The following is a 14710-nucleotide window of genomic DNA, read 5'->3' as shown; positions in this document are numbered from 1 at the left end:
GCTGCTGTGCGGCGGCGCGCGTTTCGCCACTCGACCGAATGAGACCTTCGAAGGGTTCCGACTCCTCTCCCCGTAAAAGGCCGCGCCTCGTCGCCCGCTTCGTGGCGATCTCGTGGCGCGACCTGGCCGTGTCGTTCGGGCCGATCGTGCTGATCAGTGCCGCCGCGATCTGGCTCGCCGTGCGGCTGATCCAGCCGGCCCCGCCCGACACGCTGACGATCAGTGCCGGCCCGAAGGGCAGCACGTTCTGGAACGCCGCGCAGAAGTACAAGACGATCCTCGCGCGCAATCGCGTGAAGCTCGTCGTGCTCACGTCGGAAGGCGCACTCGACAACCTGAAGCGCCTCACCGATCCGAACGCCGATGTCGACGTCGGCTTCGTGCAGGACGGCATCGCGCCGACCGCGTCGCGCAATGGTCTCGTGTCGCTCGGCAGCGTGTCGTACGTGCCGCTCGCGATTTTCTATCGCGGTCCGACGATCGCGCGGCTCTCCGAGTTCAAGGACAAGCGCCTCGCGATCGGCGCGGAAGGCAGCGGCACCCGCGAACTCGCGCTCGCGTTGCTGAAGGCCAACGGCATCGTGCCCGACGACGGCCCGACGAAACTGCTGCCGCTCTCCGGCGACGATGCTGCGCAGGCGCTCGTCACCGGCAAGATCGACGCCGCGTTCCTGACCGGCGACTCAGCGCAGCCGCCGGTGATGGGCAAGCTGTACCGCACACCGGGCATCCAGTTCTACAACTTCACGCAGGCCGATGCGTACACGCGGCGCTTCCCGTATCTGACGTCGGTCGATCTGCCGCCGGGCGCATTCGATCTCGGCAAGAACCTGCCGTCGACGACGATCCACATGGTCGCGCCGACCGCCGAACTGGTCGCACGCGATTCGCTACACCCCGCCCTGTCCGATCTGCTGATCGAAGCCGCTCGCGAAGTGCACGGCAAAGCTGGCGTGATGCAGCGCGCGGGCGAATTCCCCGCACCGCTCGCGCACGACTTCCCGATCAGCGACGACGCCGCGCGCTACTACAAGTCGGGCAAGAGCTTCCTGTACCGGATCCTGCCGTTCTGGCTCGCGAGTCTCGCAGACCGTTTGCTGGTCGTGCTGGTGCCGCTGATCGTCGTGCTGATTCCGGGGCTGCGGCTCGTGCCGTCGCTGTACGCGTGGCGGGTGAAGTCACGCATCTATCGCTGGTACGGCGCGTTGATCGCGATCGAGCGCGGCGCGCTCAGCGAAACCTCGGCCACCGAGCGCGAGACGCTGCTCGACAAGCTCGACTCGATCGAGGAATCGGTGAACGGCCTGAAGATGCCGCTCGCGTACGCCGACCAGTTCTACGTGCTGCGCGAGCATATCGGCTTCGTGCGCGACCGGTTGTCGCGCACGCCGCGCGAGACGTCGGCGCCTGACGAAGGCGACGACGACAGAGACGCTGCCGGCAGCACCGTCCCTCCGCAATCGGCATGACGACGCCCGCGCGCCGAAATCGCTGCGCGGACAGCGCGCACCGCGTAAGATCGAAAAAGAGTCGACGGTCCCCGGACCGCCGGCATGAGCAATCCGGGAGACATTCATGACCGTTGGCATCGACGCCAGACAGCCGCTGTGGTTTTTCGACTTTGTCTCGCCGTTCTCCTACCTGCTGCTCGAACAGCAGGACAAGTGGCCGAACCTGGGGTTCGTCATGGTGCCCGTGTCGCTGCACGGTCTGTATGAGCACTGGGGGACGCGTAGTGCGTACGAAATCCCCGCGAAACGCGTGTTCACGTATCGCCATGCGCTGTTTCGCGCGGAGCAACTGGGCATTCAGTTCAAGATGCCGCCCGCGCATCCGTTCGATTCGCTGAAGCCGATGCTGCTCGCGGTCGCCGCGAAAGCCGACCTCGCGTGCGTGCGCGAGATCTACCGCTTCATCTGGCGCGAGGGCCGCGATCCGTCGACGGACGAAGGCTTCGCGCTGCTGTGCGAGCGCATCGGCGTGTCCGATGGCGCGGCACTGATCGAACGCGAGGAAGCGACCGCGCAACTGCAACGCAATACCGCCGATGCGATCGCGCTTGGCGTATTCGGCACGCCGACCTTCCGTCTGAACAACCAGCTGTTCTGGGGTGAAGACGCGCTGCCGATGGTGCTCTATTGCGCGCGCACGCCGAACTGGCTCGAATCGAAGGAAGTGAAGCGGATCAGCGCGCTGCCGTCGGGGCTGGCGAAGCCCTGAGCAGGACCGCTGCTCGCCTGGCCTCTGATGCCGGCCATACCGTGCGCGCTATGCCGGCAGGCGTCAAAGGGCCTAAGGTTATGGACTTCGCGACCTCGCGCGCGCACCGTCCGTCCGGCGGTCCGGCGCACCGCTTTCGATGAGCCCGCCTGGCCCCGCCTGAACATGGACGACGACACCGCCGCCTCTCTCGACATCTGGCTCGTGCGCGTATTGCGCACGCTGCTGGTCGAGCGCAGCGTGACGCAGACGGCGCTGCGCCTGAACCAGACGCAGCCAGCGATCAGCACCGCGTTGCGCAAGCTGCGCGAAACGCTGAACGACCCGATCCTCGTGCGCGGCAAATCCGGCATGGTGCCGACCGAGTACGGCGCATCGCTGCTGCCGTCCGCGCAGCGCGTGCTGCGCGAAGTCGATTTCGTCGCGACACCCCACGGCGATTTCGATCCGCTGCGTTCGCGGCGCACGTTCCGCGTCGCCGCGCCGGATTATCTGAACGACTTCTTCATGCCGACCGTGATCGCGCAGTTTCGCGAGGCCGCGCCGCATGCGCATCTGGAAATCGATTCGCTGAACCCGACGCTCGATCACCTCGCCGCGCTCGATGCCGGCGAACTCGATCTCGTGATCGGCAACTGGCCGAAGCCCGACCCGCGCTTTGCGCGCAGCGATCTGTTCTCCGATACGGTCGTGTGCATGATGCGCGCGGATCATCCGCTCGCGCAGGCGCCGCTCACGCGCGAGGCCTATCTCGCGGCACCGCACCTCGCGCCGACGCCGTACAGCGGCGGACGCGGCGGCGCGATCGACAGCGGTCTCGCGAAGGCACGCGCCGAACGCCGCGTCGTCACGACGCTGCCGTACTTCGGACTCGTGCCGCAGGTGCTGCTGCAATCGGATCTGATCTTCACGACGACGCGGCGCTTCGCGATGCACTACGCGCATCTGCTGCCGCTCGCAGTCGTCGATGCGCCGATTCCGTTTCCACGGATCAAGTGTTATCAGCTGTGGCATCCGCAGCCGGACCGGCCGAGCGACATCGGCTGGCTGCGTGGGTTGATGGCGCAGGTGTCGGCGAAGCTCGTCGCGAAAGGGACGCGGCGTACGCGCCAGGCGGCGCGAGACTGAACAACAACGCAATGTGCGTCAGACGTTTGCGGTGAGACCGCGCAGTGTCGTGGCCATGCCCTGCCCCTGCTGCGAGCGGATCTGCAGCAACTCGGCGCACACAGCCAGCGCAATCGAAGGCGGCGCCTTGTCGACAATGCCGGACACGCCGATCGGACAGATCATTTCCGCGAGCCGTTCGGGCTCGACACCGCGATCGATCAACCGGCGCTCGAACTTCACGCGCTTCGTCTTCGACCCGATCATCCCGAAGTACGTGAAGTCGCGTCGTCGCATGATCCGCGCAGCGAGCGCGAAATCGAGCGCGTGATTGTGCGTCATCACGAGGAAGTACGCGCCGGCCGGCACGCTGTCGACGATCGCGTCGGGCGTGTCGGTCGCTTCGACCTGCACGTTCGCCGGCACCTCGTCGGGGAACAACTCGTCGCGTTCGTCGACCCACTGGACGACGCACGGCAACGTGCCGAGCAGCGTCACCAGCGCATGACCGACGTGCCCCGCGCCGAACAGCACGATGTGCATCGGTGCACGCGGTTGCGACGGCGGGTCGTTGCGGCGGCCGATGCGGCGCACGGCATTCGTGTCGGCGCGCGCACGCCATCCGTCGAGCCCCCCGATCACGATGCGCTCGCAGAAGAAGCAGCACGGCGCACCGCGCCGACCGCCTTGAGAATTTCCTCGGCCGTCGCCGGTGCGTTCAGCGGCGGATTAACCTTGTAGTCGGCGACACTCGCGACCGCGTCGCGGATCGCGAAGAACACCGAGAACGGCAGCAGCAGCGGCGGCTCTCCTACAGCCTTCGACCGATGGATGCTGTCCTCCGCATTGCGGTTCTTGAACAGGTTCACGCGGAAATCGGGCGGCGTGTCGTTGACGGTCGGAATCTTGTACGTGGACGGAGCGTGCGTCATCAGCTTGCCGCCCGCGTTCCACCACAGTTCCTCGGTGGTGAGCCAGCCCATCCCCTGAATGAAACCGCCTTCGACCTGACCGATGTCGAGCGCCGGATTCAGCGACGAGCCGACGTCGTGCAATACATCGGCGCGCAGCACGCGCATCTCGCCGGTCAACGTATCGATCACGACTTCCGACACCGCCGCGCCGTAAGAGAAGTAGTAGAACGGCCGACCCTGCAGCGTCGCCTGATCCCAGTACAGTTTCGGCGTCGCGTAGAAACCATCAGACCACAGTTGCACGCGCGCGAGATACGCCTTCGCGACGATTTCGTCGAATGGCAGGATCGCGCCGCCGACACCGACCGCACCGTTCGCGAACCTCACATCGCCGGCTGCGACCTGGCCTGCGCCGTAGCGCTCGGCAGCAAATGCAGCGAGCCGTTCGCGCAGTTGGCGCGCCGCATCCTGCGCGGCCTTGCCGTTCAGATCCGAACCCGTCGATGCCGCTGTCGCCGATGTATTCGCGACCTTGCTCGTATCGGTCGCCGTGACGCGCACACGTGCGAACGGAATGCCGAGTTCGTGCGCGACGACCTGCGCGACCTTCGTGTTCAAGCCCTGACCCATCTCCGTGCCGCCGTGATTCACGAGCACCGAGCCGTCGGTGTAGATATGGACGAGCGCGCCCGCCTGGTTGAAGTGCGTGACGTTGAACGCGATGCCGAACTTGACCGGCGTGATCGCGATGCCTTTCTTCAGCACCACATTGTTCGCATTGAATTCGCGGATGGCTGCGCGGCGCGCGCGATAGTCGCTGGTCGATTCGAGTTCGTCGAGCAGCTCGTGAATCACGTTGTCTTCGATCTCCTGACCGTACGGCGTCCGGTTGCGCTCAGTCTTGCCGTACAGGTTGCGGCGCCGCACGTCGAGCGGATCGAGATCGAGCGAACGCGCGACGTCGTCGAAGATGTATTCGATTGCGAACGCGCCCTGCGGACCGCCGAAGCCGCGAAACGCCGTGTTCGACTGCGTGTTCGTCTTGCCGCAGAAGCCCGCGATCGACACGTCGGGCAACCAGTACGCGTTATCGAAATGGCAGACGGCGCGCGTCATCACCGGACCGGACAGATCGGCGGAGAAACCGCAGCGCGACGTCATGTCGACCGACACGCCTTCGATCGTGCCCGCGTCGTCGTAGCCCACTTCGTACGTGTAGTGGAAATCGTGGCGCTTGCCGGTGACCATCATGTCGTCGTCGCGGTCCGGCCGCAGCTTCACCGGACACAGCAGCTTCCACGCGGCGAGCGCCGCGCAGCACGCGAACAGCGCCGACTGCGATTCCTTGCCGCCGAAGCCGCCGCCCATCCGTCGGCATTCGACCAGCACGTTATGCGACGCGATGCCGAGCGTGTGCGCGACGAGGTGCTGCATTTCGGTCGGATGCTGCGTCGAGCACCAGATGTGCATGCCGTCGTCGTCCTTCGGCACCGCATACGAAATCTGCCCTTCCAGATAGAACTGCTCCTGCCCGCCGAGCAGCATTTCACCGGCTTCGCGATGTGAGGCACGCGCGATCTTCGTGCCGGCATCGCCACGCGCGAGTTTCATCGGCGGGATCACGCGCGCATCGGCGGCACGTGCCTGCTGCGCGGTGAGGATCGCGGGCAGTTCCTCGTAGACGACCTCACCGCGTCGCGCCGCAAGCCGCGCGATATCGTGCGACGTCGCGACGACGATGAACATCGGTTGACCGACGTACTGCACTTCGCCGTCGGCGAGAATCGGATCGTCGCCATGCACGATCGGCGCGACGTCGTTCACGCCGGGGATATCGCCGGCAGTCAGCACGGCGATCACGCCGGGCGTCGCGCGCACCGCGTCGAGCGACATCGACACGATCCGCGCATGCGCTTTCGCCGACAGCCCGAGCGCGGCGTGCAGCGTGCCCGCGAGGACCGGGATGTCGTCGGTATAGGTCGCGCGGCCGCTCACATGCAGATGCGCGGATTCATGCGGACGCGACACGTGGACCTGCGTGAAGCCCTCGAGGCTCTGCGCGTCCTTCAGAAACGGTTCAGCTTGCTGGTTCATTCGAATGGTTCTCCGTATCTCTTGGCTGCGTCACGCGCTCGTGGCTTCGACTGCGCGCACGTCGAGCGCCTGCTTCGGCAGCGGATCGTGCGGCCGCGTTTCGAGCCAGAAGCGGTACAGCGTGTTCTTCGCTGCTTCGAGGCGGTAGTCGCTCGTCGCGCGCATGTCGGACAGCGGCGCGTAGTCTTTCGCGAGCGCGAGCATCGCGGCCTGCGCGGTGGCTTCGTGCCACTCTGCGTCGGCGAGCACGGCTTCGACGTGCGTCGCGCGCTTCGGCGTCGCGGCCATCCCGCCGAACGCGATGCGCGGCTCGCGCACCGCATCGCCGTCCGCGATGAACGAGAACGCCGCGCACACAGCCGAGATATCCGAGTCGAAACGCTTCGACAGCTTGTACGTGCGGAATTGCAGGTTCGCGCGGCGGCCGGTGCGGGTCGGCACCTTCAGCGCGACGACGAACTCGTGCTCCGCCATGTCCTTCTTCTGATACGCGACGTAGAGATTTTCGAGCGGCATCTCGCGCTCGATGTCGCCGCCACGCACGACGACGTGCGCACCCAGCGCGATCAGCCCCGGCATCGAATCGCCGATCGGCGAGCCGTTCGCGACGTTACCGCCGAGCGTGCCCGCGTTGCGGATCGGCAGCGAGGCGAAGCGTTGCCACATCTCGGTCAACTCGGGGTAATGCACGGCGAGTTCGGCGTACGCCTTCTCGACGGAGACGCCCGCGCCGATCTCGATCCAGTCGTCGGTGATTGCAATGCGGCGCAGCTCGGCGATCTGCCCGACGTAGACGATGTCGCCCAAGTCGCGCATCTGCTTCGTGACCCACAGACCGACGTCGGTGCTGCCCGCGAGAATCCGTGTGGCCGGCTGCGCGGCCTTGATCTGCGCGAGCGCATCGACGGTACGCGGTGCGTCGAAATTACGGCCCGCGTGCGTGTAGCGGAACGTGTCGTCGCGTTCGATCGTCGCGAGCTGGCTCGACAACGTGTCGACGTCGAGCGGCGCCTTCGGCGGCGGCGCATCGAACATCCGCACGGCCGCATCGACGATCGGACGATAGCCGGTGCAGCGGCACAGGTTGCCGGTCAGCGCGTTCGCAATCTCGTCGCGCGACGGCACCGTGCGATTCGCGCACGCGTGCTCGTGACCGTGCTTGCCGTACAGCGCCCACATCGACATCACGAAGCCCGGCGTGCAGAAACCGCACTGCGAACCGTGGCACTCGACCATCGCGTCCTGCACCGGATGCAGCGAGCCGTCCGGCTGGCGCAGATCTTCGACGGTGAAGAGCGCCTTGCCGTCGAGCGTCGGCAGAAACTGGATGCACGCGTTGACCGCCTTGAAGCTCACACCGCCGTTCGTGTCGCGCTCGCCGACCACCACCGTGCATGCACCGCAGTCGCCTTCGGCGCAGCCCTCTTTCGTGCCGGTGCAATGCGCGTCCTCGCGCAGGTACTGAAGCACGGTGCGGGTGACGGACGCGTCGCGGATCTCGCGGATCGCGTTGCGGTGATAGAAGCGAATCGGCTGGCTCATGGATGGATCTGTCTCGATGGTTCTGGCTTGTACGGCCGTGCTGCGGGGATGGTTCAAAACTATCACCTTCAATATTGGCAACCCATAGGCGCATCCGCATGCGGGACATATCGGTGAAGCGATAAATCAATGCGATGGACAGGTAAGTGTCTTATGAAGATAGTGTGTTTTTGGCTTATTTTTTTATATAAAGGCTCAGAAACGACAATGCGTTGCACGAGTGTTCGCGGCAAAAAGCCCGCCAGCCGGGCCGATGCGCATTTCTCGCACGCCAGCGCATTCCGACACCGTTTTTATCGCCAAAAATATTAAGCGAATCCTGCAAGGGAACTGGTTCCATGGGAAAATCACGCCTTTCCGCCGATTTCAAGTCTCGTTTTCCCCATGTCCGCCGATTCAGCCACACAGCGCAGCCAGTTCGCGACGACTCTGCAGATCATTCCGGTCGTCTTTTTCACGTTTATTTGCTACCTGACCATCGGGATTCCGCTCGCGGTGTTGCCAGGTTACGTGCACGGCGATCTCGGCTTCAGCGCCGTGCTGGCCGGCGCGGCGATCAGCGTGCAGTACCTCGCGACGCTCGCGTCGCGTCCGCTCGCGGGCCGTTCCGCCGATACGCTCGGGCCGAAGAAGACGGTATCGATCGGGTTGATCGGCTGCGGCACGAGCGGCGTGGTGCTGCTGCTCGCGGTGCTGTGCGGCCGCTGGCCCGCGCTGAGTCTGTCGCTGCTGGTGCTGAGCCGGCTCGTGCTCGGTTTCGGCGAAAGCCTGTGCGGCACCGGCGCGATCCTGTGGGGCATCGGGCGCGTCGGCACGGCGAACAACGCGCGGGTGATTTCGTGGAACGGCATCGCCACCTACGGCGCGCTCGCGATCGGCGCACCGCTCGGCGTCGGTATCTCGCAGGGCATCGGTTTCTGGGCGCTCGGTATCGTGATCGTCGTGCTTGCGGCGCTCGGCTATGCGCTCGCGCGGCAGATCGCGCCGGTGCCGGTCGTGCACGGTGAACGGATGTCGTATCGCAGCGTGTTCACGCGCGTACTGCCGCACGGTCTCGGACTCGCGCTCGGATCGGCGGGCTTCGGTTCGATTGCGACGTTCATCACGCTGTTTTACGCGGCACGTCAGTGGCCGCATGCGGCGCTGTCGCTGACGGTGTTCGGCACGCTGTTCATCGGCGCGCGGCTGCTGTTCGCGAACACGATCAAGACATACGGCGGATTCCGCGTCGCGATCGCATCGTTTTCATTCGAATGCGCCGGGCTGTTGATGCTGTGGCTCGCACCGGAGCCGCACATCGCGTTGATCGGCGCCGCGCTGACGGGCTTCGGCTTCGCGCTGGTGTTCCCGGCGCTCGGCGTCGAAGCGGTCGCGCTCGTGCCGCCCGCGAGTCGCGGTGCGGCGCTGTCTGCGTATTCGGTGTTTCTGGATCTGTCGCTCGGCATCACCGGGCCGCTCGCCGGTTATATCGCGGGCGAATTCAACTATGCGGCGGTGTTTCTGTTCGCGGCTGTTGCGGCAGCGGGGGGCGTTGCGTTGTCCGCGATGCTGTACTCGCGGTATGCGAAGGTGCCGAATGCGTCTGCGGCGACGTGAGCGGTTTAGCTCGACCGACTCGATGAACGACAACGCCGGCTTAGCCGGCGTTGTTTTTTAGCGCGCTGTTTCCGTCATATTTTTTCGTCAGCCGGCGGCACTGTCGTTCGCGCCGCGCACTGCACGCGGCGCTTCTCGCATCACCCCTGCAACGCAGCGCTCCGCGCACCGCTGCTCAGCGATTTCTCCAACGCAGCCACTCCAGCCGGCAAATCAACCCCGACGCCGAGATCAACCATCGTACGACCGAGCGCATGCAACGTCCTGAACAGATTGTGTTCGCGGCACTGCTCGCCCATCTGCCCGATCCGCACGATCGGCAAACCGAACGATCCGGAAATCTCCACCTGATGGTGAGATGAAATGTGCCCGCAGATATCGCCGGGGCTCAAGCCTTGCGGCGCCTCGATCCCGACGACCGAATTCAGCCGGCACGACGCCGGCGTATAGAGCGAAAGACCGAGCGCGGCGATCCCTTCCTGCAGCGCGACCGAACATTTCTGGTGACGCGCGAAACGCTTCTCCAGCGTCTCCGCGCAAACCAGCCGCAGCGCTTCGTGCAGCGCGAGCACGCCCGACACCGGTGCGGTGTAGTGATAGCCCGCGTTGTGCCAGAAGTTCTCGGCCAGCGATGCATCGAGACACCAGTGCGCATTCGGATGACTGCGATTCTTCACGCGCGCCCACGCATCGTCCGAGAACGCGACCAGCGACACGCCCGGAATCGACGACAAGCCCTTCTGCCCGCCGGTGATCACCGCGTCGATGCCCCACGCGTCCATGTCGAGCGGCATCGTGCTCAGCGTGCACACCGCATCGACGATGACGAGCGCGCCCGCTGCCTTCGCGAGCGCCGCGATGTCCTTCAGATGATGATTCCACACGGTGTTCGACGTCTCGCCCTGCACGATCGTGACGATCTCCGGACGCTCGCGACGAATCGCCGCTTCGACTTCTTCGAGGCTCGCCACCGAGCGGTCCGCAACGTCGAGCGTCGACACCTGCGCGCCGATGCGGCGCGCCATCTCCGCCATCCGCTCGCTGAAGAAACCGTTGCGGATGCTCAGCACGCGCGTGCCTTCCCACGCGAGATTCGTGATCGCCATTTCCATCGCCGCCGAGCCGGGGCCCGCGACGCCGAGCACCCACTTCGAGTTCGTCTGGAACACGTAGCGCGCCATCGTCTTCACCTGACCCACCACCTTCGCCATCGTGCTGCCGAGGTGATTGATGACGATCGTGTTCGCCTTCGCGACCGCGGCGGGAATCGGCACGGGGCCGGCGCCCATCATCAGCAGCGGTTCTTCGGGGAGGATCGCGTCGAGCGACTCGACGTCGGGGCACGGAACGGACGATGTGACAGTGGACATGATGGGTACGGTGGCGTCGGAATGGAAAGTACCGGCAGTGCGGTACAGAAAGACAGGCCCGCTGCACGTCGATGCAGCGGGCCCATTGACGATGATTCACCGAACCGTCAAATTACGCAAGCGCGACGGCGCACGCGCATGTGATTGCGCATTATCGAACCTTGTTCGGATCGAGATGCCGCCCAGTCTGTGCGTTGAACTGCTCGACGTATTCCTCGATCAGCTTGCGCATCGCCTTGCCGATTTTCCGGTAGTCCGATTCGTTCAGGTTCGCAAGCGACACGCGCCCCGACGGATGCTCGGTACCGAAGCCGCGCCCCGGCAACAGCACGACGCGCGCTTCGCGGGCGAGCCGGAACAGCAGCTCGGACGGCTTCGTGTTCTTGAACAGCCAGTCGACGAATTCGCGTCCATACGCGCGCTCGCCGAGAAACTCCAGGTCGAGGATCGTGTAGTAGTCGACCTGATTCGGATCGTTATCGTCGAACGAAATGCCGATCTCTTCGAAGAGCGCCTGCTTGCGGCTGCGGATCAAGCGCTTGAGCGCCTTCTTGTACGCATCGGGCGTGTCCATCAGCGAGAACAGCGAAAACAGCACCATCTGCACCTGCTGCGGCGTCGACAGCCCGGCCGTGTGATTCAGCGCGACGGTGCGGCTGTCGGCCACCAGCCGGTCGATGAACTTCAGCTTGTCCGGCTCGGTCGTGATCGATTCGTAGCGCGTGTGCAGTTCGCGCTTCACCGCAGCGGGCAGCTTGCCGATCAGCCGGTCGACTACGTTGTCGTGATGCGTCGCGATCGCGCCGAGCCGCCAGCCGGTCGCGCCGAAATACTTCGAGTACGAGTACACGAGGATCGTGTTCTTCGGCGCGAGCGCGAACAGCGACACGAAGTCGTCGGCGAAGGTGCCGTACACGTCGTCGGTGAGCAGGATCAGGTCGGGACGCTCCTCGACGATCGATGCGATGTACGCGAGGCTTTCGTCGTCCATCTTCACCGACGGCGGGTTGCTCGGATTGACGAGGAAAAACGCCTTCACCTTAGGATCGCGCAGCTTGTCGAGTTCCTTCTTCGAGTACTGCCAGCCGTTCGCGACGTCCGCGTTCAGGTTCACGACGTTCATCCCGTAGTCGTTCAGTCGCGGGATCTCGATGTACGGCGTAAAGATCGGCATGCCGAGTGCAATCGTGTCGCCGGGCGCGATCAGGCGATTCTCGCGCAGCGTGTTGAAGATGTACGTCATCGCCGCCGTGCCGCCTTCGACCGCGAACACATCGAACTCGCCGACGAACGGATGCCGGCCGATCATCTCGCGACGCAGATACTGCGCGACGATGATCTCCGCGTGTTTCAGCATCCGGTCGGGCACCGGATAGTTCGACGCGAGAATGCCCTCGCACATCTCGTACAGGAAATCGCTGGCCGACAGCCCGAGCTGATCGCGCACATACGACACTGCGCCCGCCAGAAAATCGATACCCGCCGTGCCGCGATGCTCGCGCAGGAAAAGTTCGAAGCGCTCGGTCAGCCCTTCACGCTTCGGAAATCCGCCGACGCCCTCGGGCATATACGCGAACGAACGCTCCGCCTCGCGCATCGCGAACAGGCCGAGTTGCCAGAAGCCGTGACGCGGAATCGTCGCGAGAAAGTTCGGGTTGCCGCGGCCCGCGTTGAGCATCGCGGCGTTCGCCGGCCGCTCGACCGCACCGCCGCCCGCTGCCTTGATGAGTTCGTCCTTCAGTTCGAACGGGCTCAGTGCGGCAAGCTTCGACTGTTCGCTGCGCGCGCCGCTTTTGCTGGGCGCTTTGCTAGCCACTTTGCCCGCGCTCTTGCTCGCGACGACCTTGCTCTTTGCCATAACGGATGCTCCTCGTAAGTGGAATGTGGCGCGCAGGACTCGCTCGGCCCATGCCGCGAAGACAGTGAAACGACAGCCTCAGACCAGCCCGACGACGAGCGGCCCGAGCAGCGTAAGCAGCACGTTCGCGATCGCATAGGTGATCGCGAACGGCACGGTCGGCACCGCGCTGCCGGCCTTTTCGAGCACGCCGCCGAACGCGGGATTTGCACTGCGCGAGCCGGTCAGCGCGCCCGCGAGAATCGCCGCGTTGCGATAGCCCAGTACGTAGCGACCGAACAGCATGGTGAGCAGCAGCGGCACCAGCGTGACGATCACGCCGAGCAGAAAGATCGTCACGCCGCTCTGCTTCACGGTGACCACCGCCTGCAGACCGGAATTCAGACCGACCACCGCGACAAACGCGGCGAGCCCGAAGTCCTTCAGCAGTTGCGACGCAGCCGACGGCATCACGCCATACATCGGATGCTTGCCGCGCATCCAGCCGAACAGCAGACCCGACAGCAGGCAGCCACCACCCGAGCCGAGCGTCAGCGGAATGCCGGCGACGTTGACGACGATGAGACCGATCAGCAGCCCCAGCACGAGGCCGACGCCCATGTAGATGAAATCGGTCTTGTCGGTGTACGGCAGCTCGTAGCCCGCAGCCTGCACCGCGCGCAGCGTGTCTTTCGGCGAGCCGTAGAAGGTGATCACGTCGCCGTGTTCGAGCTGCGTTTCGGGCAGCAGCGGCAGCGGTTGCCCCGCGCGCGTCGCGCTCTCGACGAACACGCCGTGCCGAAGTTCGCGATCGACGTTCGCGCGCACCGCCGCGATCGTCGTGTGGTTCATCCCCTTGCGCGTGAAAACGGCGCGGCGCGTCTGGATCGCGAGACTCATGCCGTCCGCGTCGAACACTTCGTCACCGATCAGCGGCGCCGCATCGACCACCGCTTCGCGCCGGCCGACCAGCATCACCACGTCACCGGATTGCAGCACGACGTCGGGCTGCGGTTCGAGCGCGTTGCCGCCGCGACGGATCCGCTCGATCGAGAAGTGATCCTGCTGCGCCAGCTCCACGTCCTTGACCGTGCGCCCCGCCGCCGGCCCCACGCGATACGCACGGCCGACCAGTTCGGGCAGCGCCGCGCGCTCGCCCGGCGCGTGTGCCGCAACGCCGCCGCCGAGCGTCTGCTCCGCTTCGAGCGACGCCTCGCGCAGCCCCTGGCCCATGAACTTCGGCAGGATGTTCACGCAGACGATGATCGCGCCGAGCGTGCCGAACACGTAGGTGACCGCGTACGCGATCGCGACGTCGGATTGCAGTGACTTGATCTGGTCGGCGGGCAGGCTGAGGCGCGCGATCGCGTCGCCTGCGGTGCCGATGATCGCGGACTGCGTCAGCGCGCCGCCCGCAAGCCCGGCCGCGAGCCCCTTGTTCAGATGGAACAGCTTCGCGCAGACGATCACGGTGACGAGCGCCGATACCGCGAGAAACACGGCCATCGCGATCTCGCGCAGCGTCTTGCGGTTCAGCGAATTGAAGAAGCCCGGCCCCGAGTCGTAACCCACCGCATAGATGAACACCGCGAACATCACGGCCTTCACGCCATTGTCGATCGTCACGCCGGCCTGACTGATCACGACCGCCGCCAGCAGCGACCCGCCGACACCACCCAGCTGGAACTTGCCGAACCTGATCTGGCCGACGAAGTAACCGACGGCAAGCGAAAGGAACAGCGCGATCTCGGGGGATTTCTGAAAGATATCGTGCAGCCAGCTCATGACGTCCTCGCGATGATGGGCCGCGCGGCAACCTGCTGCGTGCCCTGGCGCCCGGCCATTCGCCGGATAACGCGCCGATTCGACGGAAATTCAGAGAAATCTGGATTAACACAACCAGGCGTTAATCTACCATCAAGCGAAGCGCATAAATAGATATGCACATTAACACCTCGATGTCATTCCAGACATGTCCCGGGCAGCGTTCAATAAGGATTTATTTGCAACGGAGAGAGCGTGAGGGACTG

General features: G+C 65.0%; 10 protein-coding genes. 4 read left to right on the top strand and 6 right to left on the bottom strand.

Annotation, left to right across the window (positions count from 1 at the left end; all coding sequences use genetic code 11):
* Positions 1-38 precede the first annotated feature (38 nt).
* From E1748_RS27400 to E1748_RS27390, 3 genes are all read left to right on the top strand, one after another.
* Positions 39-1469 (top strand): TAXI family TRAP transporter solute-binding subunit, encoded by a 1431-nt coding sequence (locus tag E1748_RS27400; RefSeq protein WP_133650376.1) that lies wholly within the window; start codon positions 39-41, stop codon positions 1467-1469.
* Positions 1470-1575: 106 nt separating this feature from the next.
* Positions 1576-2220, top strand: coding sequence for a 2-hydroxychromene-2-carboxylate isomerase (locus E1748_RS27395; RefSeq protein WP_133650375.1), 645 nt, complete (start codon positions 1576-1578; stop codon positions 2218-2220).
* Positions 2221-2385: 165 nt separating this feature from the next.
* A complete protein-coding gene (locus E1748_RS27390; protein ID WP_133650374.1) occupies positions 2386-3348 on the top strand; it encodes a LysR substrate-binding domain-containing protein in 963 nt (320 codons plus the stop codon).
* Between the two features lie 18 nt (positions 3349-3366).
* Here E1748_RS27390 and xdhC read toward each other — a convergent pair whose 3' ends face one another.
* From xdhC to xdhA, 3 genes are read right to left on the bottom strand one after another with little or no spacing between them, the layout of a single operon-like run.
* Complete coding sequence (gene xdhC / locus E1748_RS27385; RefSeq protein ID WP_240766841.1) at positions 3367-3921, bottom strand: xanthine dehydrogenase accessory protein XdhC; 555 nt, start codon at positions 3919-3921, stop codon at positions 3367-3369.
* Positions 3922-3965: 44 nt separating this feature from the next.
* The gene (gene xdhB / locus E1748_RS27380; RefSeq protein ID WP_133650373.1) at positions 3966-6335 is read right to left on the bottom strand and encodes a xanthine dehydrogenase molybdopterin binding subunit; all 2370 of its coding nucleotides are present in this window, start codon (positions 6333-6335) and stop codon (positions 3966-3968) included.
* A 30-nt stretch (positions 6336-6365) separates the two neighbouring features.
* A complete protein-coding gene (gene xdhA, locus E1748_RS27375) occupies positions 6366-7877 on the bottom strand; it encodes a xanthine dehydrogenase small subunit (RefSeq protein ID WP_133650372.1) in 1512 nt (503 codons plus the stop codon).
* A gap of 384 nt (positions 7878-8261) precedes the next feature.
* Here xdhA and E1748_RS27370 point away from each other — a divergent pair, with 384 nt between their 5' ends.
* Positions 8262-9473: an MFS transporter gene (locus tag E1748_RS27370; protein WP_133650371.1), complete on the top strand. Its 1212-nt coding sequence runs from the start codon at positions 8262-8264 to the stop codon at positions 9471-9473.
* A gap of 140 nt (positions 9474-9613) precedes the next feature.
* Here E1748_RS27370 and E1748_RS27365 read toward each other — a convergent pair whose 3' ends face one another.
* From E1748_RS27365 to aspT, 3 genes are all read right to left on the bottom strand, one after another.
* Positions 9614-10843 (bottom strand): pyridoxal-phosphate-dependent aminotransferase family protein, encoded by a 1230-nt coding sequence (locus E1748_RS27365; protein ID WP_133650370.1) that lies wholly within the window; start codon positions 10841-10843, stop codon positions 9614-9616.
* Between the two features lie 151 nt (positions 10844-10994).
* Positions 10995-12701, bottom strand: coding sequence for a bifunctional aspartate transaminase/aspartate 4-decarboxylase (locus E1748_RS27360; RefSeq protein WP_133650369.1), 1707 nt, complete (start codon positions 12699-12701; stop codon positions 10995-10997).
* Positions 12702-12779: 78 nt separating this feature from the next.
* The gene (gene aspT / locus E1748_RS27355; protein WP_133650368.1) at positions 12780-14465 is read right to left on the bottom strand and encodes an aspartate-alanine antiporter; all 1686 of its coding nucleotides are present in this window, start codon (positions 14463-14465) and stop codon (positions 12780-12782) included.
* Positions 14466-14710: the final 245 nt, after the last annotated feature.

This window comes from Paraburkholderia flava (genome assembly GCF_004359985.1).
In the GTDB taxonomy this organism is placed as follows: Bacteria; Pseudomonadota; Gammaproteobacteria; order Burkholderiales; family Burkholderiaceae; genus Paraburkholderia; species Paraburkholderia flava.
This window is presented reverse-complemented; position numbering and strand designations above follow the sequence as displayed.

Bases quoted from the DNA above. Each gene is read 5' to 3' on its own strand.
- E1748_RS27400 (WP_133650376.1), top strand. From the start codon at position 39: ATGAGACCTTCGAAGGGTTCCGACTCCTCTCCCCGTAAAAGGCCGCGC.
- E1748_RS27370 (WP_133650371.1), top strand. From the start codon at position 8,262: ATGTCCGCCGATTCAGCCACACAGCGCAGCCAGTTCGCGACGACTCTG.
- E1748_RS27360 (WP_133650369.1), bottom strand. From the start codon at position 12,701: ATGGCAAAGAGCAAGGTCGTCGCGAGCAAGAGCGCGGGCAAAGTGGCT.
- E1748_RS27395 (WP_133650375.1), top strand. From the start codon at position 1,576: ATGACCGTTGGCATCGACGCCAGACAGCCGCTGTGGTTTTTCGACTTT.
- aspT (WP_133650368.1), bottom strand. From the start codon at position 14,465: ATGAGCTGGCTGCACGATATCTTTCAGAAATCCCCCGAGATCGCGCTG.
- E1748_RS27365 (WP_133650370.1), bottom strand. From the start codon at position 10,843: ATGTCCACTGTCACATCGTCCGTTCCGTGCCCCGACGTCGAGTCGCTC.
- xdhA (WP_133650372.1), bottom strand. From the start codon at position 7,877: ATGAGCCAGCCGATTCGCTTCTATCACCGCAACGCGATCCGCGAGATC.
- xdhB (WP_133650373.1), bottom strand. From the start codon at position 6,335: ATGAACCAGCAAGCTGAACCGTTTCTGAAGGACGCGCAGAGCCTCGAG.
- E1748_RS27390 (WP_133650374.1), top strand. From the start codon at position 2,386: ATGGACGACGACACCGCCGCCTCTCTCGACATCTGGCTCGTGCGCGTA.